This is a genomic window from Streptomyces sp. NPDC086549 (genome assembly GCF_044746205.1).
GTDB lineage: Bacteria > Actinomycetota > Actinomycetes > Streptomycetales > Streptomycetaceae > Streptomyces.
In genome coordinates this window covers 39,134-60,827 of the sequence record NZ_JBIVBS010000027.1, presented here as the reverse complement: position 1 = coordinate 60,827, position 21,694 = coordinate 39,134, and the positions used below count along the sequence as shown (strand labels likewise).

Here is a 21,694-nt window from a genome sequence, read left to right as displayed (position 1 = left end):
CGTCGGAAGCGAAGGCAGCCTACGTACCTGGTCTACGAGTTCGCCATCGAGTCGAGCCGCCCGTGCTTTCTCGGCTGATCCGGTGCGATCGGTCAAAGGATCAGGCCAGCACGACGGGATGTTGGGGGATGCGGCCATCACGGATGCAGGCAACGAGGTCAGCGAGGCCTACGGGATACACCGTCTCCTGGGTGCGGCGCAGGTCGGTGGCGGTCCACCAGCGGTATTCGCGGATGTTGTCGGGCTGCGTGGCACGGGCCGGGTCGACCGCGTCCGCACCGACCCGGGCGAGGAAGTACTTCTCCACTTGACGGACCTGGCGTCCGCCGACCAGGTGGTCCTTGCTGCGCTCCGCGAGCTGCACACCCAGTTCGACCGCGTGCTTGTCGATGCCGAGCTCCTCGTGCAGCTCGCGGAGCGTTGCCGTGGTGTCGTCCTCCCCCGGCTCCAGCGAACCGCCCGGTGTGGCCCAGAAGCCGCCGTCGGCGACTCGGACGTCGACCGGGAGATCGATGTCAGGCCGACGACCGAGCATGCATCATGATCGGATACGGCAGCGCACGAAGCGGGGGAAGATGATGGCAACTCCAGCAGAAGCTGAGTCCCACCATGTTGCGGGTTCAGCGAGAGCTTCGCAGCCATCCGGCGGACTGATCATCTTCCTGAACGGCACATCGAGTTCCGGGAAGTCGAGCATCGCCAAGGCGCTCCTCGCGGTCCTGGACGACACGTACTTTCACATGCCGGTGGACGCCTTCCACGCCATGCGGTCGCGGCGGGACATCGCACCGGACAAACTGCCCTCCGTGCTCAGACACACCTGGATGGGCTTCCACCGCGCGGTCGCCGGCATGGCTGCGGGCGGCAACAACATCGTGGTGGACCACGTCCTGAGCGAGCAGTGGCGTCTTCTCGACTGCGTCGCCCTATTCGCCCCCGAAGACGTGGTACTGGTCGGAGTGCACTGCCCTTTGCCGGAACTGGAACGACGCGAGCAAGAGCGCGGAGACCGCCCACCGGGGCTGGCCGCACGCCAGATCACCCAGGTCCATGCGCACGGCCTCTACGACATCGAGTGCGACACGAGCACCGCCAGTCCGGCCGACTGCGCTCAACAGATCAAGGACTTCCTACCGCACCGCCCGGCCCCCACCGCATTCGAGAAGCTGAAGGCGAACCCCCCGGCCGATCAGCCACCGGTCGGCTGACTCCTGGCCCATCCGAATCCCCGGCTCAGGCGAGCACGGACAACGGGTGGGGCCAAAATACTCGTTCAAATCGCGCCCCCATGATCGATACCTGGGGCCACAGGACTCGTTCCTCTGGTGCCAATCGACCCGTTCGAAGCCAGCGGCCTTCGGGCGGTTACACCGGCTGACCGGATGGTCCCGGCTGCGGGGCGTGGAGGAGGAGCAGGTCGAGTACAGGTCCGTCGGGGGCGGTCTTGTACGGTCCGGCGTATTGGTAGCCGAGGCTGCGGTAGAGCTGCTGAGCGGGGGCTCCGGGCATGGCCAGCAGGGAGACCCATCTGGGGCGCATGGCGTCGAGGAGAGCCTGGTGGATCTGGGTACCGATGCCTTGGCCCTGCCAGCCGGGGCGGATGGCGAGTTCGCAGATTCCGGCGAGGGAGTCGGTGGTGCGGGCGTCTTCGGGGTGGATGTGTGGCAGGAGTTCTTCGCCGTACCAGTAGGCGGGTGTGCAGCGAAAGCCGTAGCCGTAGCCGACGAGGAGGCCTGCCGCGTAGGCGGCGATCAGGGTGAAGTCGTCGCGGCGCGCGTGGCCGGTGATCTGCCGGCGCAGGGCATCTGGGGTGAAGCCGGCGTCGGCGACGTCGGGGTGTTCGGCGTGGGCGTCGGCCCAGGTGTCGACGAGGGTGTCCAGGAGGAGCTCGACGTCGCCAGGGCCGTAGCGGCACAGGGTTGTGGAGGCGGGCATGCGTGTCCTTCAGGCGGCTGGCAGGGCGGCTCGGTAGGTGTCGAGATAGTCGGCGACCACACGGGTGCGGTGGTGGGGTTTGAGGGTGCCGGCGATGTCGCGCAGGGAGCGCAGGAGGCGTTCGGAGCGGACGTCGGGCAGGTAGGCGAGGGTGCGGTGGGCGGCGTCGGCGGCGGCGTCGAGGTCGGGGTTGGTTTTGCGGGCGTGGTGGAGGGCGAGGTCGGCGGTGTAGAGGGCCTGGTTGCGGGGGTGGCTGTCGGCGAAGAGCATGACGGTCTGTTCGGCTCCGGCGGTTGCCCGTTCGTGCTGGCCGAGGTCGGCGCGGCAGAGGGATTCGAGGCCGGCGAGTTCGGCGGGGACGTAGAAGGTGAGCCAGTCGGGGTCGGCGTCGCGTGGGCCTTGGGCGTAGAGGTTGTGTGCGTGGATGAGGGCTTGGTCGGTGAGGGCGTGGTCGCCTTGGAGGGCCCAGCCGCGGGCTTCGCGCATGGCGAGGAGAGAGAGCCAGCGGGGGGAGCCGAGAGGGGAGACGAGGCATTGCGCGGCCTGGGCTGTGGTGACGGCTTCGTGGGGGCGGCCGGTGGCGTGAGCGAGGAGGGAGAGGCAGGCGAAGGCGTGTGCTTCGAGGCGGGGGTCGTCGGCGTAGCGGGCGCTGGCGAGGGCTTCGGTGTAGAGGGAGCGGGCGTCGTGGGGGCGGCCGGAGTCGAGGGCGAGCCAGCCGGCGGCGACGGACAGGTTGCCGGTGGCTGACTGCAGGTGGCGGCCCAGGGGTTCGGTGTAGCTGCCGTGCCGGAGCCAGGTGTGTGCGGTGGCGAGTGCCCTGGCGGCCTGGCGGCTGAGTTCGGCGGAGCCGTGGTCACGGTCCTGGGCGTACAGGGCGTGCTCGGTGTCGCGGAGCTGCTGGAGGTGGACGCTGCCGAGGGCGGGGCCGTTCGAGGGGGTGCGGCGGGCGGCGGTCAGCAGGGAGGCGCCGGTCCCCAGGAGCATGGTGCGTCGCCGCATATCGTCTTCGCTTTCGGCCGTTTCGCTGGTGGGCGGGGTGAATCCGAGCTGGGCGACGGTCCGGCCGGTGATCTTGTGGAGGAGGCGTCGGTAGGGCGGTGAGGGGCAGGCGGTGGTGCCGTCCTCCCAGGTGGCGATCGTCCGTGTGACGCAGTGGACCGGTTCGCCGTGCTCGATGGACTGCTTGACGAGGAATTCGGCTGCCTCGCGGCGGCCCATCTTCCATTCCTCCTCGCGTAACCGCCGGAAGGCGTTGTTCGGCTTTCGCATGGGGACCCCCGCGCCGTGCTACGACGAACCGTTGCTTTGACGGTAGCGAACCGGACGCATGCGGTGGCAGGCCCAAGGGGTTGGAAATGGCTGGTCAAGGGCGGCGATTTCATCGGCATTTCCGGGTCGGCTGACATCGCCTCAGTCTGTGCTCTGGCGGTTTTCTGATCCCCGGCCCGGCGGCATTGCCGGGGGTGCCGCGTCCTTGGGCCTTCAGCCCGGCGCGCGCGCTGGCAACCGGAGTTCCTGGGGGTATTCGATGCACCAGCATGTCGTCATCGCGGGAGCCGGGCCGGCCGGCCTGGCCTGCGCACGCGCCATCCGGGCGGCCGCGCCCGGCACGGGTCTGTTGCTGTTGGAGGCAGGCCGCCCCTTCCGGCGTCGTCCGTGCCCGGTCGACCGCGGCCGCAGGTGCACCGGCTGCGCCGGGATCTGCAATGTGGTCAGCGGGTTCGGCGGCTGCATGCACTACGGCGACGGCGCGAAACTCAGCCTGCTGCCGTCCGGGCGCCGTCTCGTGACGCACCTGGGCGCGGACCGGGCCGGCGAGCTGTGCGAGACCGCGTTCGGCTGGCTGACGGAGCCGCTCGGCCACAGGCCCGAGCTGCTCGGCGAGCACCTCACGGGCCGGGCCGTCGACGCGTTCGCCGCGCACCAGCTCCGGATCCGTGAGTATCCGGTCGCGGTTCTCAGCGAGAGCGAGCTCGGCTCCGTCATCGCCGGCTGGCACGATCTGCTCATCCGCGACGTCGACTTGTGGCACACCGCTGAACTCGTCGACGTCCAGGAGCAGGGCCGGTGCCTGGAGCTCACCGTCCGCACCGGCCGGGGCCAGGAGCGGCGGATCAGCTGTGATCACCTGGTCCTGGCGACCGGCCGCCGCGGCGTCACCTCCACCACTGCGCTGCTCCAAAAGCTCAAGGTGCCGACCGAGTTACCGGACATCTCGGTCGGGGTGCGTATGGAGATGGCCGTGGGCCTGCTGAAGGCGATCGGCCAGGAGCACCCGGACCTGAAGGTGTCCCAGCTCGACCACGCCCAGAAGATCAAGAGCTTCTGCTTCTGCGGCGGAGACAATGGCGGCCGGATCAAGGTGACGAACTACCAGGGGGCCTTCGGGGAGCCGGTCTTGACCCTGGACGGGCACGAGACCACCGAGCGGCCTTGCGGGGAGCGGCCGCTGGCGTCGAACTTCGGCCTGCTGTGCCAGGTCCAGGGCCGCGGCAATGCCCTGGAGGCCAGGGACTCCTTCATCGCCGCCTACCGCAAGCTCGCCGGCGGCCGTCCGTTCGCACAGAGCCTGCGCGGCTTCCTCGCCCGCCACCCGGACGCCGAGACGTGGCCGCAACTGCAGGCGCACATGCCGTTCCAGCCGTCCGTGCTGGACTTGACCGCCGGACCCGTCGACCAGCTGTTCACCGAAGCCGAGCACGCCAGCCTCAGCGCCGGCTTCCAGCGGTTCATGGGATCGATCCTCAAACACTCCCGGCTGGGCTTGGCCGTGGACGATGTCCTGGACGACGTCCTGGTGGTCGGTCCCGAACTGGAGTTCCTGTGGGACAAACCCGCCATCGACGCCGACTGCGAGGTTCCCCACCTGCCCGTCCACGTGGTCGGCGATGCGGCCGGCATCGCCCAGGGCATCGTCCAGGCCGCCATGATGGGCATCGCCGCCGGCCGCGCCATCGCAACCGCCCGGACGCACACCCCGGCCGGCAGGTGACCGCCATGACCACCCTCCCCGCACCGCGCCACCGGCCCGCCAAATCCCGGACCGCCACGCTGGACGACCTGTACCCGGCAGCCGCCTGGCACCTGCCGGTCAACCCCGGCCTCCCCGCGCCCCGGCTGCCCGACCCGCCAAACGAGCTGACCTGCACCGGCGGCTACCGCGAGCACTACGGGCCGTTCATCCTGCGAGAGCTGCCGATCCCCGGACACCCGGAACGCCTCGCCGCGATCGACAAGGCATTCCCCCACTCCCTGTACGACCTTATGCTCCTCGTCGCCCGCGACGACGTACTGCGCACCCACGTCGGCAACACCCCCGACCCGGTCCTTGCCGAACTGCTGGCCGCCGCACACGCCTTCACGCACTTCACCGAAGCAGCAGCGCACCGCTTCGGCCTGCGCGGCGCGCGGCTCGGTATCGGATGGAACAGCGACCCCACCCTCGACCGAGACAACGGACAATGGTGGGACAAGCGCCTGCACCTGCACCTCAACTGCTGGCCCGCCGCCGTCTGCTCCAGCACCCGGCCGGTACCGCTCGCCTCGATCGCCGACGCCACCACCCGCTGCTCCCTCATCGACCCCGCCGCCCACCTCGCCCACCGCGTCATGACCGACGCCCTCCACAGCACAGCCCTGCCCCCCGGCTGCCAGCAGCTCGGGCCCGACCTCGCCCGGGACGCCGCCCTCGGCCTGCCGATCGGCCTCAAACTCCGCCTGCCCAGCATCGCGTTCCTGACCACGGCCGACTGCCGGGCCTTGCTGCGCGCCCTGCACGCCACTGCCGAGACCGTGCACCGCGCCGTGCTGACCGCCTTCACCGGCCACGCAGACCCCCCACGGCCGTGGCAGCGGCCCGCCCTGCTGCCGCCCGACACCGTCAGCGCCAACCTGACCGCCCTGCCCTGGCTCTCCCCGCCCGCCATCACTGGCCTGCTCCAGCTGCGCGCTGCCCTCAAGGACGTCACATCCGCCCAGCTGCGGCTGCTTGCCGCCCGCCCGCAGATCGCCAACCGCTGCCTCACCCTCGGCGGCCTCAGCTACAACACGGCCATCTTCACCCCGCGGCCCGTCCGCGGCGACGGCGGCGAGGACGACTGGTACCTCGTCATGCAGTTCAAGCTCGTCAGCTACATCGGCTCCAGCCCCGCCGTCGGCGGCGCCGTCGCCTCCCTCATCGACCGCGCGGGCGGCCCCGTCATGACACCCGCCGACCGTGACCACCGCGCCAGCTTCCAGAACGCCTTTCTCGACCACCTCACCAGCACGGCAGCGTCCCGCGCCCGGCAGACGGGATCCGCCCTGTGACCGAACCGAGCCTCGCCCCCGAAATCCTCGACTACTACAACGCGGGCCACGAGCAGGACCGCCTGACGGCCCCGCACCGCTTAATCGAGTACTGGCGCACCCTGGACATTCTCCAGCGGCACCTCCCGACGCCGCCCGCGACCATCTACGACGTCGGCGGCGGCCCCGGCCGCTACGCCCTCGACCTGGCCGCACTCGGGCACCACGTCCACCTCCTCGACCCCGTCCCCCTCCACACCGAACAGGCCCGAGCAGCCTCCGCAGCCGCCGAACAGCCGCTTGCCGGGGTACGGCTCGGCGACGCCCGCGCGCTGCCCTACGAGACGGACTCCGCCGATGCCGTGCTGCTGCTCGGCCCGCTGTACCACCTCACCACCGCCGAGGACCGCCACCGGGCGTGGGCGGAGGCCGCCCGCGTCCTCAGGCCCGGAGGCACGGTCATCGGCGTCGGTGCCTCCCGCTACTACACGGCCTGGCAGGTGCTGTCACAGGACCTGCTCGGCCTGCCCGGTGCCGAGAGCGTCATCGCAGAACACCTGGCCACCGGGCAGCACCGCAATCCCGGACGGGACTTCGAACGGCTGTGGACCACCGCCTACCTCCACACGCCCCACGAGCTCGCCGACGAGGCCCGGACTGCGGGGCTGGGCGTCCGCGTGCTGCTGGCAGTCGAAGGACCGGCCAAGCTCCTGCCTAACCTCGCCGAACAGATGACCACCACACGGGGACGGGACCGGGTCCTGGCTGCGATCCGCAGGATGGAGGCCGAGCCCAGCGTCCTGGGTCTGTCCTCGCACATCCTCGTCGTCGCCGGCACCGCCAGCGGCACCCCCGGGCGGAGTGCGGCATGAACGCCGCCCGGACCAACGCTCTGATCCTCGCCGTCTCCGCCTGGATCGACTCCGCCCCCGAAAACAGCACCCGGCCCCCCGAAGCGCTGCTGTGGGGTCGGGTCGCCAAGGTCGGCGAAGAGGCCGGTGAGGTGATCGCCGCGCTGGTCGGCACCACCGGCCACAATCCGCGCAAGGGCCACTCGCACACTCTCGCCGACGTCGAGCGGGAACTCCTCGACACCGCGATGACCGCCCTCGCAGCCGTCGCCCACCTCCACGCCGGCGAACCGGAACCGCCCGATCTGCTCGCCCTGCTGGAGGCGCAGGTGCTGGCCGTCGCCCACCGCGCCGGGCTCGCCTGACCACGCCGCTGCCCCCGGGCCGGGAACATCCCGGCCCGGGGGCAGCCTGCTGGTGTGCTGCAGCTACAGCCGTCCGACCGCCATGTAAGTGAAGCCCAGTTCACGCATCCGGGCCGGATCCAGCAGATTGCGGCCGTCAAAAAGGACCGGCTGCCGCATCCGCTCAACCGCCCGGGCCCAGTCCGCTTCCCTCAGCTGAGCCCACTCCGTAACCACGACCGCCGCATCCGCGCCGTCCATCGCCTCTTCCGGGCTCGCATACCGGGTCGCCGACGACCACGGCTCGCCGGTGGCCGGACGGGCCAGCGGGTCCCAGCACCGCACGCGCGCTCCCTCAGCCAGCAGACGCGAGGCGAGCACCGTGGACGGAGCCTCGCGCATGTCGTCGGTGCCCGGCTTGAACGCCATCCCCAGCAGAGCGATCTCCCGGCCGGCCAGCGTACCGAGGGCGTCCTTGAGTTTCTGGATCGCGCGGCGCTTTTGGATGTTGTTCACGTCGATCGCCGCTGAGAGCAGCATCGGGTGGAAACCGGTGTTGCTCGCGAGCTGCCGCAAGGCCTCGGAGTCCTTGGGGAAGCAGGACCCTCCCCACCCGATCCCGGGCCGCAGGAAGTGGCTGCCGAGCCGGTGGTCGAGCCCGACCGCACGCAGCACCTCCTCGGCATCGGCTCCGGTGTTCTCACACAGAGTCGCAATCTCGTTCGCAAAACTGATCTTCGTGGCGAGCAGGGCGTTCGACGCAAGCTTGACCATCTCCGCCGACCGCACGTCCATCGTCACCACCGGCGCGTCAATGCCCTCGTGCAGCTCGGCAATGAGCGCGCCCGCGGCCGCGTCGTCTGCTCCGATGACGATCCGGTCCGGGTTCATGAAGTCACTCACGGCCCGGCCCTCGGCAGTGAACTCCGGGTTCGACGCGTATCCCGTGGCCGTGAGCCCGGCCTCGTCGAGAGCTGCCCGCGCCCGGGCACCGGTACCGACCGGAACGGTCGATTTCATCACCACCACACGCAGATCCGCAGCGCCGGCCAGGGACCTCACGACCGACCAGACCTTGGACAGATCGGCATCACCGGACACCGACGGCGGGGTGTCGACGCACACGTAAGCGACCTGCGCGTCGTCCAGCGCTTCGTCCAGGTCCAGCGTGAACGTCAGGCGCTCCTTGTTCCGAGCGATCATGTCGCCCAGGCCCGGCTCATAGATCGGCACATCACCGGCCTGGAGGGTCTGCACCCTTTCTGGGTCGATGTCGCGCACGACGACGCGGTGCCCGAGGTCGGCCAGGCACGCCCCCGTCACGAGTCCGATGTATCCCGCACCGAACACCGCGACCCGTCGCCGGTCCGCCATGATTGCCATCCAATCTCGGCAGTCCCGAACCACCTTGCTGCCGGGGGAAGTTCCACCTGAAACCCGCAAAGGGAAGCCCACCCTATCCCCCGACGCGCCGCCGCCATTACAACGGCGCAGGCACCCGTCAGCACCAACGAGTAGGCCATCACTTTCGAGGTACCCAACGGAGACGGACAGGGGTCGGCCTTCGCGGGCCGGGGTCGTCAGCTGGTGGACCAGGCACGCAACTGCGCGGCGATTTCCTGAGCGCGGGCGCCCTTGTGTTTGGCGCGCATGACGAGTGCTAGGTGTATTGCCCTGTGAGGTTGGGAGTCCGGCCAGGAAGCGACGGCCGCTGCCCCGATCGCTCCTCACGCGTTGTGGTCTCGACCTCGGTGGGGTCTGGAATCGGTCGGGGCCTCCCGCCCCCGATGGCTTCACACGCCAGCAGCCTCAACGCATCAGGTTGCCACAGGTGGGAACGCCAGTGGATCGCTCCGCTGAGGTGGCACCGGACCGAAGAGCGCGGTGCCTTCCCGTTTCATCGCCTCCTGCCGCCTGGCCCGTGGGCTGGCTGGGCCTCCCGGGGCTCCGCGGGCGTTTTGTGTCTCCCCTCTGCAGGGGCGACAGAGCGGTCGACGGCAATGGCGTGGGTCGCGATGTTCCCGCGGCATGCCGGACCATCGTGAGCACGAAAGCGTCGGCTGCCTCGTGTTGACCCGCTGGGCGCGCTCGGCGCGGGCGCAACGCAGGGGCGTGACGCTTCGGCCTCCTGGACCCTGTCTGACCAGCACGGGTGGGTGCCGTTCGAAGAGACCCTCTTTGAGTGAGCGATCCCCCCCCGTACGACGACCTGGAGCGTGGGTGCGGCTTTACGATGCGCGGATGGCTTCCTACGCGAAGGAGCCGCGCTGTATCGCGATGGCCGAGGCCCTTGTCCCGCTGCTGCGCCGCGCCTGTCCCGAGGGCGCTGACGGCTACGGCGGCTCGTACCAGGTGAATCTGGACGATGAGGAGGCCGTCGGCCTGGGCGGGGTGGAACTGATCAGGGCCGCGATGCGTAGGGCGGCCCGTCGGCTCGGCTGGAAGGCCGCCACGGTCGGGTTGATCGGCACGCGCTTCGGCACGATGGTCGCCGTCCAGGACACCCGGGAGGTGCCCGGGGAGTACCGGCCGGTGGTCGACGCGGCAATGCATGAGCGCATGAGCGCCGCGGTAGCCAGTGTCTCGGGCGAGCCGGGCGAGGTGCCTGTCCAGCGCGGCTCGGTCGCCCTGATGACGCAGGAGTTCCGCGCGGCGGTCGCCGCGGCGAACCCCTGACCCGACACGGCCGCGGGCCTCGGCCGGCTCAAGGGACACAAGTACAGGTCCCGCATGACCCGCGCCCGCGTCCGTGTCGAGGCTTCCGCGGACGCCTGCACCCCCGGCACCCCCGGATGGGCCGCCGACACCCGTGTTTTCGCTCAGTAGGGTCGGGGACTGGCGCGGTGGCTTCCACTCCGTTTCCAGTCAAGCTAGTCCCCTGTACTGACACCGGGTGGACTCACGAGATCTCCGCCGACGACAGGGACAGGGGCCCAGACGCCTTCGCCCGGTCACGCGGTTCGTGACTCAAAGAGGGCAGGGGGCCGCGGCTTTGCGGCCCCTCTCGCTCCGTGGCAGGTTGTTCCCGGTTCAGCGAGTCGCCAGTTCTCTGGGCAGGTACTCAGTCTTGATAAAGGTGCTCAGCGCGTTTCCCCAGGGCACGGTGCGGGCGAATCCTTCGGCGAGATGAGTGCTGGGGCGTACGGGCTGGGGGAGGTGGCGGTCGCGGGTGAAGCCCAGCATGCGGGCCTGTGCCCGCCATAGCCGGGCGTCGGGACTGATTCCGACAGCGGCGTGGTGGGCGGCGAGTAGGTGGGCGGCGAGCGGGTCTTCCCCGCCGGCGGCGAACCGCCACCAGTACAGGGCGCTTTCGCGCCGATCGAGGGTGTAGAGGAGGCAGGCGAAGGTGCGGGCGCCTCTGGGGTCGTAGTCAGCGGCGAAGTCGGCGAGGGAGTCGATGTCGTTGGAGCGCAGCACCATCTCGCATAGTCGGCGTACATGGTCGACGACTGCCGTGGGGCTAGTAGCCGGGTCCTGCGTGAGGATCGGGGTGGGGCGACGGCGCAGGCCCCGGCGGATGCGGGGCCGGGTGGCGGTCGGGCGGCTGGGAGCAGGGGCAGCCGCGGGTGGCGGCAGTTGGGGGTATGGCGACGTGGGAGCGAGGACCGCACGGGCAACCCGGGGCGGTCGCGCGGCATCCTGGGCGATGCGGACGGCAAGGCGCCGCATGAAGTCACCGGTGTCGTGGCTGTCGTAGGTGCGGTGCAGAGCCTGCGCTTCGGCGCGCAGGAGATCTTCCAGCATCAGGACTTCCCTTTCCCCGGATCCGGGAGACCGATGAGGCGGTTGAGGTTCTTCAGGCCCAGATGGACATTGGTCTTGGCGGCGTTGGACGTGATGTCCAGGCGGGTGGCGATCTCGGTGAAGTTGAGTTCGGCGAGGTAGCGCAGGCGTACGCAGTTCGCCTGGAGCGGGGCGCGCTGTTCGAGTTCGGCCAGGGCCCGGTCCAGCCGGTCGTGGCCGCGCAGCAGCAGCAACTCGTCGGCGGTGGGTACGTCGGCGTAGGTGAGTTCGCCGTAGCTGACCTCCCGGTCGGCGGTGCGGGCGCGGCGCCGGTAGAAGTCGACGATGGTGTTTTCGAGTATGCGGTGGGCGAGGGCGATCGGGTTGGGATGTGCCAGGATCCGCTCCCATTTGCGGTACATCACCACCGCGGCGTCCATGAGCACTTCGTCCGCGTCGTGCGGGTTGCGTGTGCGGGTGCCGGCGACCCGGAGAAATTCGCTCTTGTGGCGGGTGAAGAACGCCTCGAAGTCGGTCGGGAGTTCGGCGGGCTCGATCACGCCGAAGTCCTGCTCGTCAGGACTGGTCACTGCTCCTCCACGGCGGGCGGCGGAACGGCGGACCCCGCGTCGGGGTGCAGTCCGGCGGGCAGGGCGGGGGGTGGTGCGAAAACGCGTGCGCGGGAGCGGTGCTCGTCGCGAGCCAGCGAGGCGATGCGGACGACACGCCGTACGGCGGCGTCGAAGGCAACTGCGGTCATCCGGCAGGCGCCGGCCACTGCCAGCACATGCCAGGCCCAGTGAAGCCCCACGGACCCTCCTTCTGCTCAACTCGGCCCTCGCTCCGCACCGTTGCCGAGCGAGGGGAGGTGCGGCGGCACCTCACCCCTTCACCGCTCCACAGACCCCGGGGAGTTAACTCTGCGACACACGTCTTCGATGGAACGCAACGGTCCACATGTGACTGACGGTGTGACCTGCATACACGCTTCGTGCTGTGATTGACATCACGTTTGCCGATCATTTGTTCGCCACGGTTCGCCACCCCAAAGCCACCCCGCGCACCCCTGCCCGGACCTGCAACGGCCCCCGCCACGACCGCAAACACCATCACCAACGCGCGCCCGCGCACAACCACCCGATCGGCTTGCTGGAACGGCGCGGCATGCACGATGGCGAATGAACCTCCGGGCTCGCCTCGTTCACACCTGGCGCCTTCGACCCCGGCCGGGGCTCCCCGCGTATCGGCGTTGACCTGGACGGTGATGGTGTGACTTACCGCCCGTGCAGGTGAGCCACCCACGGATCACCGCGCAGGGGTGACGCCGAGTCCGATACGAAGATCACCGCCCGTTCGTGATCTTCGAGAGGAAGCCTCCGTGCGCTTCACCCACACCGCGGCCGCCGGGCTGTCCGCGCTCGCCGCCCTGCTCGCTCCCGTCTCCGCCCACGCCGCCTCCCCCACGCCGGCACCCGCCGCCGTCCCGCAGCGTCACGCCCCCGGCGACACCATCACCCTGCCGGTCCGTGACGCCCTGGCCGCACTGACCGTCCAGGACGAAGACCGCACCGGCTACAGCCGCGACAAGTTCAAGCACTGGACCGACGCCGACAAAGACGGCTGCAACACCCGCGCGGAGGTCCTCCTCGCCGAAGCCGTCACCGCCCCCACCGTCGGCCCGAGCTGCACACTGACCGGCGGCAGCTGGTACTCGCCCTACGACGACCAGTACTTCGACAACGCCCGCAAGCTGGACGTCGACCACCTGGTCCCGCTCGCCGAGGCCTGGGACTCCGGGGCCTCCGCCTGGACACCCAAGGAACGGGAGCTGTACGCCAACGACCTCGATGACCCCCGCGCGCTGATCGCCGTGTCGGCCGCCTCCAACCGGTCCAAGGCCGACCAGGACCCGACGACGTGGCTGCCCCCGTACGCCAGCTACTGGTGCACGTACGTCACCAACTGGGTCGCCGACAAAACCCGCTACCGGCTGAGCATCGACCCCGCCGAGCAGACCGCGCTCGCCGAGCGCCTCGCGGCCTGCCCGGACCAGCCCATCACGGTCACCATTGCCCGCTGAAGCAGCAGTTCGGACCCGCGGTCTGATCTGCTGGAGAAGCGTCCTTGCGTAACGGGTTCCTCGCGAAGAGCGCTGCCCGTCCACCAACAGCAAGTGGACGGGCAGCAGCCAGTACGGCGCCGGGTCAGCCCTCCCGGACGGAGGCTCCGTAGGTATCGGCCTGGCGGAGCACCACCGCGTCCTGAGTCGGCGCGGGCCACACCTGGATGAGATACCACTCGGTGATCTCGTCCGGGGCGAGGTCGATGGCGGTGTCCCGGCCGCGGGCATGGATGCGCAGCCGGTAGTCGCCGGGTCCGTCGAAGGACAGCACCGGCAACTCTTCGTCCAGGTCGTCCATCAGGCCTCGCACCATCAGCTCTCCCGACACCGAGTGAAGCGATACCTCGACGATCTCGTCCCACTCGGCACCCCCGGGCTGGGGGACGCCGTGGTACAAGGAGACGGTGACGTCAACATCCCCGGTGTGGATACCGGTGTGGACCGTGGCGATACCGTCCTGCACCTCGACCAGTCCGTTGTGCTCGCGGGGCAGGTCGGGGCCGGCGGGACCGTCCTCGTCGTTGATCTGAAACTGGTGGTATTGCACGGGCACGGGCCCGCGCCCATGCTCGGCCTGATCGCTCATGGCGTGTTCCCGGTCGATCGGAGGCTGGTCAGGGCTTGATCCAGACGAGGAACTTATCCTTCTCCAGGATCCGGTTGTAGAGGTAGAAGCGGCCAAGGGCCTTACCGCCCTCCTCGTTCTGCGTGGCGTTGATCATGCGCTAGCTGAAGTTGCCGCTGCCGGTGGAGGCACCTGTTCGCACAGGACCATCCGCAGCGGGTGAGCCGGCTCGTCCTGGAGGACGTTTCGGTCCCGTGCCCCCGGGAGCCGACCATCCCGGCCAGGCCGGACGGCGACCTAACCTTCGACTGGGAGATGGTGCTGGCCATCAGCACCGGATATCCAGGAGAGCAGATCGTTCCCCGTGTACATGAAGGCCGGGTCCGTCACCACGGGGGGAGTGACGAACCCGGCCCGCGTCCACGGTGCCACACCTGTCCCCGACGTGCGCGGTCTGCGGGCGAACTCGCCGCAGAATGAAACGGCTTGGCTCAGGCGGAAGTATTACGTTCGGGCCCGCAGCAGGGCGAGGACGACAGCCCCGTACGCTCGGGCTTGAGCAGGCCCGCAGCAGATACCTGACAACGTGATCGGTGGCAGGGGCGGCAGGAGTCGAACCTGCGGCATCCGGTTTTGGAGACCGGCGCTCTGGCCTCTGAGCTACACCCCTTTGGTGGGTGACAGCTTGGCACGTCCAACAGGTCTATCTCCAAGGGATTTCCGTCTTCTCAGAGGAGGCGTAGGACGCCGACGTCCTTGGTGAGGATCTGCGCCTCGTCGCCGGGGTCGGCTCGAAATGCGGGACGGTACGGTGCTTTGCCCACGGTGCGAGGTGGTCGCTCCACCGTATGCCTGTGACATTCCACGACGGGGTTTCTCGCGGGCTGGTGGGATTGCTGTGTATTCCAGCAACAAGTGTTTTTCCAGGGGCAGTTGGGAATATCTGGGGGCGAGTTGTCAAGTCGATCGCTCAACAATCCCGGGGGGATCTGTGACTTTCATTCGTCGTGCCGTCGCGGCCGCTGCCGCCGCCTCTGTCGTGATCGTGGTGACTTCGGCGGACTTCGCGCTGGCCAAGGATGCGCAGCAGTCATACATCGCCGAGGACGGCACGATCCAGGGGTGTGTGAACGCGAGCGGCCGGCTGCGTCTCGTCGAGCCGGACTCCGCCTGCCGCGACGGCGAGGACTCCGTCACCTGGAATCGGACCGGCCCCCAGGGGCCCGTCGGCCCCAAGGGCGACAAGGGTGACAAGGGTGATGCCGGGGAGAAGGGGGAGAAGGGGGAGAAGGGAGAGTCCGGGGCCAAGGGGGACAAGGGTGATACCGGGGCTCAGGGGCCCGCGGGGGTGGACGGGGTCGCGGGGGCGCATGTGGTCACCGCCACGAAGGACGTCGCCGTGCTCGACATGGTCGACGTCGAGGCGCGGTGCCCGGACGGTGAGATCGCCACCGGTGGCGGGTGGTACCTGCCCGGCAGCACCGCCCAGTCGTACGGCGCGGCGCTGCACTCCAACCCGATCGTCTCCGGCACCACACCCGTCGGCTGGACCGCCGGCTTCATGAACGGCGGCTACGAACCGCACTACACCGCCACCGTCTACGCGATCTGCGCCAAGGCCGGCTGACCGCTCACCTCGGCCAGGAAACGGGCGAGGGGCCCGGTGCCGTACCGGAGCCCCTCGTCCACTCGTCGTCCGGAGGACTGCGCGTCATCGCCGGCGGCCTCGACGTCGAAGTGAAGCTGCGGTACCGAGAGCAGCTTCACTGCCCGCCCGATGGGCTCGATTCCCGCGGGCGAGACCGGACTCGCACTCGGTGAGGCGTGATGATGCGGGGCGCCCCCGCGAGGCGCTCGACAGGCCCCGGGGTCTACCAAGGCCCGGTGGCAAATTCCTCTGCTGAAACTGCTCAATCGGAGCAGTGGGCGCGGTGACGGAGCGCGCTGTTGCCAACGAGCTCGTACGGTTTTCAGTGGCATGCCCCGCTCCTGACAGGACGAGCGCGGGTTGGTGGCCCCGTGTCTTCTTCGCACGTTGCTCGGGGCCGCCCCACCTGTGGAAGCGCACTGCCACTGTCGCTGTTCATGATCAATCCGTACGGTGCGCTGCTGGGCGCGGAACGGACGACCGGCTGTACGGTGCCTCCAAGTACGGTTACGTGAGGGGGAGAACCAGAGCCCCAACAGCCCCAGTCGGCCTGCTGGCCGCAGGCACTCCGGGCCGTCCGTGGCTGGCTGACGCCCTGGTCCACGCTGCAACGCTACTGGCGGGCATGGTCGACGAAACCCCCACCCGAAGCACTCCAGGAACTGATCAACACCCTCGGCAGTGGCAGACCTCTTGATCTCTACCGCCCGGGCTAACAAACCACCGAGGCTTCAGGACCGGCGGCGGTTGAGTACCCCGATGAGAGTGGCCAGGTCGGCGGCGCCCGCGGGGTCGTCCGCATAGCGTGTGGTCTGAAGAGGGCCGACCTCCGGAAGGACGATGTCCTCCCGGGCCAGGACGTGAACCAAGGCCAGCAGGGCCGCGCGGGCATTGCCATCGGCGAAAGGGTGGAAGAACGCCACGTCGAGGTACACGCGGGCCGCACGGGCCGCCAGCGGGGCCTCTGGGCCAGTCGCCTCACCCAGGCAGGCGGTGAAGTCGGCCCGGGTGCGCGCAGTCAGGCCGTAGCGCTCACGGCCGCCCTTCGCATAGGCGTCGTTCGCGCGGAAAGGCGCCTCTGCTTCGCCGAGGACTTCTCGCTGCCAAGCGGCCAGCCGGGCGAAGTCCAGCGGGGCACGGCGTGCGGCATCGGCGCAGGCCAGGGCGTGGGCGGCAAGCCGACGCTTCGCTCGGACGGGGTCGCGTCGGTGTACCGGCCCTTCGCACCAGGCCCGGAACCCGTCGCTCGCAGGTGGAACCCGCTGCAGGACTGGTGCTTGGTGCCAGTCGATGTCACGGCGCACGCGCAGCCAGATCGAAAGGCTGTCAGTAGCGGTCATGGAAATCCTCCAGGACCGCCCGCTCACGGTGGTCCCGATAGGGGGCATGGCCGGTGAGGCCGACCGCGAGGTCCTCACCGACAGATTCGATCACTGTCTGTCCAGGGGTGACCCAGCTCTCGAACCGGCCGCCGATCGCGCTCTCCACCGCCTGCTCGGCGTCGTCCTGGCCCATGCCGGTGGTGGTGAGGAACCAGCGCAGGACCTGCGCGGCCTGCCCGTGCCAGCCGCCCTCGGCGCCCGAGTCCAGGGCAAGGGTCACGAGCCGGACACAGGCCCGCTCCAGATGCCAGCTGCGATCTTCGGGAGAGGCTTCGAGCGGCGGCGCCAACTCGGCGAATCGCCCGGCCATTTCCTCCAGCCACTGGCGCCACTCCAGCAGCGCGGCCACGACGCGGGCCGCGGTCTCATCAGGGGTGGTCACCGAGCTTACCCCGGTGACCCAGCTGCCGATGGGCCCGCCGTACCGGTAGCACCAGTTCCATCCCTGGGCCCAGTTCCCGTAGCGATCCCGGATGATCGCGTCCACCTGGTTCTCGCACCAGCGTTCGCCCTCTCAACAGCCCGCCATGCCTGAGAGCACAGGCGGCACCCACTCGCGGACCAGCGCGCTGAGACGGGCTTCCTCGTCCGCATCCCAGCGGAACGGGTGGCGGGCCGGGTCGAGATCATCCCAGCTCCGCAGGCCCGCGGCAGGCGGCACGAGGTTCTCGGGGAAGGGCAGGGAGTCTCGGTTGTACGTCAGTGCCGGCCTGCTCTTTCTGTCCGATGCGATCAGCCCTTCCAGTCTCGGCCCGTAGCCCCGGGGTGGCGAACGGTTTTCCGGACCGGAACCCGTGCGGCCACTCGGGCAGAGCCTACTACTCGCCTCCGTCGTCCTCGCCGGCCGGAAGCAGGCATACCGGCCGAGGAAGTTGATGTGGTCGAACCGCAGCGGGGACAGCCGGGCCAGCAGGCCGTCGATAACGGGGAAGCCATCGGCGGCGAGCTGCTTGGCGGCCGGGACCAGGCAGAGGCTGTTCCACAGCACCACAGCACCACAGCACCACAGCACCACGGCGTTCAGGGCCAGGCCGAGCGCGCCGAGCTGGTCCTCCATGCCCGCGCGGTAGTTCTGCCTCAACTCGCCGCGCTAGTCGAAGCAGATCCGCCGGGCCAGGCGGTGACGGGCCTCGGTGATGTTCAACTGCTTGCCGATCATCCGGCGGTAGCCGTCGTTGGAGATGAACTGCAGCAGGTGCAGGGACTTGACGTCGAGCCCCTGTGTCTCGGCGTCCGCGACGTTTCGACCACCCGGCCCGAGCCCGCCGCCGCTGTCGGCGCGGCCCAGATAACCTGCGCGAATGAAGCGGATTCAGCGGGCCGCTGGCGCGGTCGTCGGCTCAGCGGTGGGTGACGCCCTGGGCGGCCCCTTCGAGTTCGGTCCCCCGGGAGCGTTCTCCGCGCGGTTTCCCGCGCCTGGTGCCGGTGGCGAGATGTGCGGAGGCGGTGGCTGGGACCCCGGGCGAGGCCACCGACGACACACAGATGGCTGTCCTGGTCGCGGAGTCGCTGTTGGAGCGGGGCGGACTGGATCTGCCGGACATCTTCGCCCGCTTCCAGCGGTGGGCAGCATCAGAACCGAAGGACATCGGCCTGCAGACCGAAGACGTCCTGACCAACGGCATGCCCTGGGACCTCGCCGCCGCGATCCATTTCCAGGTCAACCAACGAGCAGCGGGAAACGGCTCCTTGATGCGGGCATCGACCTCCGCGGTCCACTTCGCGGCCGCCGGCCAAAAGGCCACCATGGACGCGGCCCGCCGCATCGCTGCCCTCACCCACGGCGACGGCGCGGCCTGGGAAGGCACCGCGATCTTCCATGAACTCATCCGCGTCACGTTCGAGGACACCGACCCCCTCACCGCGCTCCCGGACATCCTGGCTCTCGTCCACCCCGACCACCGCGGCCGCTACACCACGGTCCTCGCTCCGGACTGGCACCCCGATCAGGCGACCGAGTTCAACGGTGCCGTCTGGCCCTGCCTGGGCTCCGCCGTCTGGGCCCTGCGCACCACCACCAGCTTCGAGGATGCGATACGCGCGGCGATCGACCTCGGCGGTGACACGGACACCGTCGCCGCGGTGACCGGAGGCCTCGCGGGAGCGCACTACGGGCTGGATGCAATCCCCGCCCACTGGACCCAGCCACTCCATGTCCCCCTCCCAGGATTCGACGGGCGCGTGCTGCACCTGACAGACCTGCTCCACCTTGCACACCGCCTCGCAGGCTGAACCGGCTCCTGCTCCGCGACGGCACCTTACTGATTTCGGCGTTTTGGGGTCAGTTCGGTCTGTCGAGAGCGAGGCCCGTCCCGGCGAGGAACCCGCCGAGGATGCTGCGTCGGTGCAGTGAACGCCCGCCAGCGGACGCTCTGCACCCGCACGTCCGCAGGAACTGCGCCGAGCCTTCGGGGCCAGCTCCGAGCACGCTCCCAGGCCCGGTGTATCGGCTTCGGCGTCACCAGCGACTGGGTGCATAGCCGCTACGTACGCCCGGCGACGTCACCGTCCGTATCCACTGAGTCCGATCACCAGGCGCGGACAGTAACGAAGCATTACTCGCGGCGGCGAAACACTTCAGCGTTGCAAGCTCAGGCCTTGCTCAAAAGATCCACGGAATCTTCGACTCCGGCATGTCCCTGCCATACGGTCATCGGGTCCGACCGCCTCCAGGGCGGTCCCCACCGGGTAGGCATTCTGTGAGAACAGCACGTCGCGCCATATTTGCTCCTACGACGGCCCTCTTGCTCTGCACGGCCCTGGCTGGGCCCGCAGTGGCTGATGACGGAACTCTGCCGTCCGCATCTTCGGCATCGGCGCAATCCGACGACTCCGACATCAACACCACCCCGCCCGAGGAGCCGGCAGAAGACGTCACCGACGTCCCCGCTGATGCGGTGGACAAGGATCCGGAAGGGCCTGCTGAACCCAAGCCGCTTCCCGGCGACCTGCCGCCTTTCCGTGACTGCAACCCCGCACACGGCGTCTACATTCCGACCAAGCAGGGACGCCAGTACCACCGGGCTGTAGGCCCGAGGAACTCGAACCACAACGCAACGTCCAGGACTGCCAAGTCAACTTTCACCTCGGAAGTCACGGGCGAGGTCGGCGTATCTGTATCCGGCAAGCTGGACGTTTCAGTCAACACGCTGCTCGTCAAGGTGAAGGAAAAGTTCGAAGTCACCGTGTCCGCCAAAATGACGGCGAAGCTCGGCAACTCCATTTCGGTCGACACCCCGCCGCACAAGACCACCAACGCCGTGTACGGCGTCTGGCGGCTCAAGCACACGGGGAAGAGCTACTGGCTGCACGCCAACTGCACCAGCACGCCCGAAAAGACCATCGTCAGCTACTCCCCCTACCGCGTGGGCTGGTACCTGTGGGAAAGCTGAGCCTCCTCGCCTCCGCGGCAGCGCTGTCCGCGGTAGGCGTGCTCGTCGCCGGCTGCACCGAGAACAGCGACAGTCACAGGAGCAAGGCGGCCGTTCCACCCAGCTCCTCGCCCTCACCGACACAGACACCACCGTCTGATCGATCCGAGCACATACCCGGCGAGTCCGTGACGAAGGCACCGACCCTGCCAGAAGGACACGTAGTCGCGCAGGCCGTGAACGCCGCCGGAAACCGCGAAATGGAGGTTAAAGGCGGCCTCAAGAGCGGCCCCCTGTCCATCCTGGTCAACTGCCAGGGCAAGGGAAAACTGACGATTTCCGTCAACCCAGTCGGCCTGAGCTTCCCACTGGATTGCGTCGCCGGACAAACCAGCAGCACCTTCAACCAGCTCAACCTGAAACGGCCCCGTACACAAGGGACTGTCAGCGTGACAGCACCCTCCACCGTGCGATGGGCAATCACTGTGGGACGGTACTGACTTCGGCCCGTCAAGGTGGATTCCCGGGAGACCCCTGGTACCCCAGGCTCTGATGGCCAGCCTGCCATCAGACCCTGATGTGGAGCGGGACCAGGTCCAGCCGCTCGCGCCCGAGCTGCTCGCCGTTGCGGCGGGTCTGCCAGCGCACGTACTCCGGGGCGAGGCTGTGCCCGGCGGCGGCCTGGTCCTCGGTGAGGGCACCGGCGTTCACGGCGTTGGTGCTGGTGGCCGCGGTGAAGTACCCGGCCTTCGTGCACACCCGGGTGAGCGGCCAGAGGTGGGGCGAGCAGGGTCTGGGCGCGACCGGTGGAGTAGTTGGGGGCGGTGTCGATCCACTGCGCGCCGGAGGCGGCCGCACGGCCAGCCGCCTCCGGGATCGCCCGGCACCGGTAGGTGCTCAGAGCGAGCTGCGCTGTCACAACAGGCTCCCTACCACGGCGGCCTGCCCGGCAACGAGCTCGCGGACCAGCCCGGCGACGTTCTCCAGGCTCAGGCCGGCCGCGTCGGCGAGCGCGGCCAGGTCCTCGGTGCGGCCGTCGACCAGCGGGCGCAGCACCGCCTCCGCCTCGGGAGCGAACTCGTACACGGCGCCGGCGGCGGACAGCGTCACCGCGTCCTCGCCGACGCCCATCACCGCGCGGACGGTGGTCAGCCGGACGCGCAGGTGCAGGTCGGCCGGGATGCCGTCGATGTACGGCAGGCTCGGCACCATGCGGCCGACGGCCTGGCCGTCCATCGCGGCCCGGTAGCGGGCGATCAGCGCGGGGTCGTCCAGCAGTTCGGCGAGCCGCTTGCGCATCCCGTCCAGGGCGTCGGCCTGGACGTCTTCGGTGGCGAGCAATGGCAGGTCGCGGCGCCAGTCCTCGTGCGTGAGCAGCTGCTCGGACACCCACGCCATGAGGTCGGTGTCTACGTCGCCTTCGTCGTGGACACCTTCTCCCGCCGGATCGTCGGCTGGTCCGCAGC

The 21,694-nt window shown here is 69.3% G+C and carries 25 protein-coding genes, 1 tRNA gene and 1 pseudogene; 12 read left to right on the top strand and 15 right to left on the bottom strand.

Features of this window, described 5'->3' with window-relative positions; translation table 11 throughout:
* Window positions 1–100: 100 nt before the first annotated feature.
* Window positions 101–535, bottom strand: a complete 435-nt coding sequence (locus ACIPSA_RS46515; protein ID WP_402647130.1) for an NUDIX hydrolase — start codon at window positions 533–535, stop codon at window positions 101–103.
* A gap of 43 nt (window positions 536–578) precedes the next feature.
* On the opposite strand from ACIPSA_RS46515, the gene ACIPSA_RS46510 reads away from it, so the two are divergent.
* Window positions 579–1,208 carry a chloramphenicol phosphotransferase CPT family protein gene (locus ACIPSA_RS46510; RefSeq protein ID WP_402647128.1) on the top strand — a complete coding sequence of 210 codons (630 nt, stop codon included), beginning with the start codon at window positions 579–581 and terminating at the stop codon, window positions 1,206–1,208.
* A gap of 157 nt (window positions 1,209–1,365) precedes the next feature.
* Here ACIPSA_RS46510 and ACIPSA_RS46505 read toward each other — a convergent pair whose 3' ends face one another.
* Both ACIPSA_RS46505 and ACIPSA_RS46500 read right to left on the bottom strand, forming a co-directional pair.
* Entirely contained in the window at window positions 1,366–1,935 is a 570-nt protein-coding gene (locus ACIPSA_RS46505) for a GNAT family N-acetyltransferase (protein ID WP_402647125.1), read from the bottom strand.
* A gap of 9 nt (window positions 1,936–1,944) precedes the next feature.
* The gene (locus ACIPSA_RS46500) at window positions 1,945–3,204 is read right to left on the bottom strand and encodes a hypothetical protein (RefSeq protein WP_402647122.1); all 1,260 of its coding nucleotides are present in this window, start codon (window positions 3,202–3,204) and stop codon (window positions 1,945–1,947) included.
* Window positions 3,205–3,463: 259 nt separating this feature from the next.
* Between ACIPSA_RS46500 and ACIPSA_RS46495 the strand changes: the two genes are divergently transcribed.
* Genes ACIPSA_RS46495 through ACIPSA_RS46480 form a run of 4 tightly spaced genes read left to right on the top strand, consistent with a single transcriptional unit; the run spans window position 3,464 to window position 7,438 of the window.
* The gene (locus ACIPSA_RS46495; protein WP_402647120.1) at window positions 3,464–4,927 is read left to right on the top strand and encodes a DNA polymerase subunit beta; all 1,464 of its coding nucleotides are present in this window, start codon (window positions 3,464–3,466) and stop codon (window positions 4,925–4,927) included.
* Window positions 4,928–4,932: 5 nt separating this feature from the next.
* Window positions 4,933–6,243: a hypothetical protein gene (locus tag ACIPSA_RS46490; protein WP_402647118.1), complete on the top strand. Its 1,311-nt coding sequence runs from the start codon at window positions 4,933–4,935 to the stop codon at window positions 6,241–6,243.
* Window positions 6,240–7,094, top strand: a complete 855-nt coding sequence (locus ACIPSA_RS46485) for a methyltransferase domain-containing protein (RefSeq protein WP_402647116.1) — start codon at window positions 6,240–6,242, stop codon at window positions 7,092–7,094. Before ACIPSA_RS46490 ends, ACIPSA_RS46485 begins: the two co-directional genes overlap by 4 nt.
* Entirely contained in the window at window positions 7,091–7,438 is a 348-nt protein-coding gene (locus tag ACIPSA_RS46480; RefSeq protein WP_402647113.1) for a MazG-like family protein, read from the top strand. The genes ACIPSA_RS46485 and ACIPSA_RS46480 overlap by 4 nt, the downstream gene beginning before the upstream one ends.
* A gap of 63 nt (window positions 7,439–7,501) precedes the next feature.
* Here the strand turns inward: ACIPSA_RS46480 and ACIPSA_RS46475 are convergent, their stop codons facing one another.
* A complete protein-coding gene (locus ACIPSA_RS46475) occupies window positions 7,502–8,791 on the bottom strand; it encodes a UDP-glucose dehydrogenase family protein (protein ID WP_402647111.1) in 1,290 nt (429 codons plus the stop codon).
* A gap of 867 nt (window positions 8,792–9,658) precedes the next feature.
* Between ACIPSA_RS46475 and ACIPSA_RS46470 the strand changes: the two genes are divergently transcribed.
* Window positions 9,659–10,093 carry a hypothetical protein gene (locus ACIPSA_RS46470; RefSeq protein WP_402647109.1) on the top strand — a complete coding sequence of 145 codons (435 nt, stop codon included), beginning with the start codon at window positions 9,659–9,661 and terminating at the stop codon, window positions 10,091–10,093.
* 354 nt (window positions 10,094–10,447) lie between these two features.
* On the opposite strand, the gene ACIPSA_RS46465 is transcribed toward ACIPSA_RS46470, so the two are convergent.
* The 3 genes from ACIPSA_RS46465 to ACIPSA_RS46455 are packed head-to-tail and all read right to left on the bottom strand — an operon-like array spanning window position 10,448 to window position 11,951.
* The gene (locus tag ACIPSA_RS46465) at window positions 10,448–11,161 is read right to left on the bottom strand and encodes a hypothetical protein (RefSeq protein WP_402647106.1); all 714 of its coding nucleotides are present in this window, start codon (window positions 11,159–11,161) and stop codon (window positions 10,448–10,450) included.
* The gene (locus ACIPSA_RS46460; protein WP_402647103.1) at window positions 11,161–11,730 is read right to left on the bottom strand and encodes an RNA polymerase sigma factor; all 570 of its coding nucleotides are present in this window, start codon (window positions 11,728–11,730) and stop codon (window positions 11,161–11,163) included. Before ACIPSA_RS46460 ends, ACIPSA_RS46465 begins: the two co-directional genes overlap by 1 nt.
* The gene (locus ACIPSA_RS46455) at window positions 11,727–11,951 is read right to left on the bottom strand and encodes a hypothetical protein (protein WP_402647101.1); all 225 of its coding nucleotides are present in this window, start codon (window positions 11,949–11,951) and stop codon (window positions 11,727–11,729) included. Before ACIPSA_RS46455 ends, ACIPSA_RS46460 begins: the two co-directional genes overlap by 4 nt.
* A gap of 185 nt (window positions 11,952–12,136) precedes the next feature.
* Here ACIPSA_RS46455 and ACIPSA_RS46450 point away from each other — a divergent pair, with 185 nt between their 5' ends.
* On the top strand, window positions 12,137–12,322 hold the full coding sequence (locus ACIPSA_RS46450) for a hypothetical protein (RefSeq protein ID WP_402647098.1): 186 nt from the start codon (window positions 12,137–12,139) through the stop codon (window positions 12,320–12,322).
* Window positions 12,323–12,518: 196 nt separating this feature from the next.
* On the top strand, window positions 12,519–13,220 hold the full coding sequence (locus tag ACIPSA_RS46445) for an HNH endonuclease family protein (RefSeq protein ID WP_402647096.1): 702 nt from the start codon (window positions 12,519–12,521) through the stop codon (window positions 13,218–13,220).
* Window positions 13,221–13,344: 124 nt separating this feature from the next.
* Here ACIPSA_RS46445 and ACIPSA_RS46440 read toward each other — a convergent pair whose 3' ends face one another.
* Entirely contained in the window at window positions 13,345–13,848 is a 504-nt protein-coding gene (locus tag ACIPSA_RS46440; RefSeq protein ID WP_402647093.1) for a hypothetical protein, read from the bottom strand.
* Between the two features lie 573 nt (window positions 13,849–14,421).
* Window positions 14,422–14,497: transfer RNA gene (locus tag ACIPSA_RS46435), tRNA-Trp, on the bottom strand.
* 321 nt (window positions 14,498–14,818) lie between these two features.
* Between ACIPSA_RS46435 and ACIPSA_RS46430 the strand changes: the two genes are divergently transcribed.
* Window positions 14,819–15,454, top strand: a complete 636-nt coding sequence (locus ACIPSA_RS46430; protein WP_402647091.1) for a hypothetical protein — start codon at window positions 14,819–14,821, stop codon at window positions 15,452–15,454.
* Here the strand turns inward: ACIPSA_RS46430 and ACIPSA_RS46425 are convergent.
* From ACIPSA_RS46425 to ACIPSA_RS46410, 4 genes and pseudogenes are all read right to left on the bottom strand, one after another.
* On the bottom strand, window positions 15,427–15,594 hold the full coding sequence (locus ACIPSA_RS46425) for a hypothetical protein (RefSeq protein WP_402647088.1): 168 nt from the start codon (window positions 15,592–15,594) through the stop codon (window positions 15,427–15,429). The two genes, ACIPSA_RS46430 and ACIPSA_RS46425, sit on opposite strands and share 28 nt — an antisense overlap.
* A gap of 612 nt (window positions 15,595–16,206) precedes the next feature.
* Window positions 16,207–16,815, bottom strand: a complete 609-nt coding sequence (locus tag ACIPSA_RS46420; protein WP_402647085.1) for a Fic family protein — start codon at window positions 16,813–16,815, stop codon at window positions 16,207–16,209.
* Complete coding sequence (locus ACIPSA_RS46415; protein ID WP_402647083.1) at window positions 16,802–17,344, bottom strand: hypothetical protein; 543 nt, start codon at window positions 17,342–17,344, stop codon at window positions 16,802–16,804. The genes ACIPSA_RS46420 and ACIPSA_RS46415 overlap by 14 nt, the downstream gene beginning before the upstream one ends.
* A gap of 27 nt (window positions 17,345–17,371) precedes the next feature.
* Window positions 17,372–18,058 (bottom strand): annotated as a pseudogene (locus ACIPSA_RS46410) (Tn3 family transposase).
* A gap of 149 nt (window positions 18,059–18,207) precedes the next feature.
* On the opposite strand from ACIPSA_RS46410, the gene ACIPSA_RS46405 reads away from it, so the two are divergent.
* The 3 genes from ACIPSA_RS46405 to ACIPSA_RS46395 all read left to right on the top strand — a co-directional run bounded on the left by ACIPSA_RS46405 (window position 18,208) and on the right by ACIPSA_RS46395 (window position 20,728).
* A complete protein-coding gene (locus ACIPSA_RS46405; RefSeq protein ID WP_402647081.1) occupies window positions 18,208–19,089 on the top strand; it encodes an ADP-ribosylglycohydrolase family protein in 882 nt (293 codons plus the stop codon).
* Between the two features lie 542 nt (window positions 19,090–19,631).
* Window positions 19,632–20,249: a hypothetical protein gene (locus tag ACIPSA_RS46400; RefSeq protein ID WP_402647078.1), complete on the top strand. Its 618-nt coding sequence runs from the start codon at window positions 19,632–19,634 to the stop codon at window positions 20,247–20,249.
* A 167-nt stretch (window positions 20,250–20,416) separates the two neighbouring features.
* A complete protein-coding gene (locus ACIPSA_RS46395) occupies window positions 20,417–20,728 on the top strand; it encodes a hypothetical protein (RefSeq protein WP_402647075.1) in 312 nt (103 codons plus the stop codon).
* Window positions 20,729–20,795: 67 nt separating this feature from the next.
* Here the strand turns inward: ACIPSA_RS46395 and ACIPSA_RS46390 are convergent, their stop codons facing one another.
* Window positions 20,796–20,987, bottom strand: coding sequence for a hypothetical protein (locus ACIPSA_RS46390; protein WP_402647073.1), 192 nt, complete (start codon window positions 20,985–20,987; stop codon window positions 20,796–20,798).
* Between the two features lie 156 nt (window positions 20,988–21,143).
* Window positions 21,144–21,626 carry a winged helix domain-containing protein gene (locus tag ACIPSA_RS46385; RefSeq protein ID WP_402647070.1) on the bottom strand — a complete coding sequence of 161 codons (483 nt, stop codon included), beginning with the start codon at window positions 21,624–21,626 and terminating at the stop codon, window positions 21,144–21,146.
* Window positions 21,627–21,694: the final 68 nt, after the last annotated feature.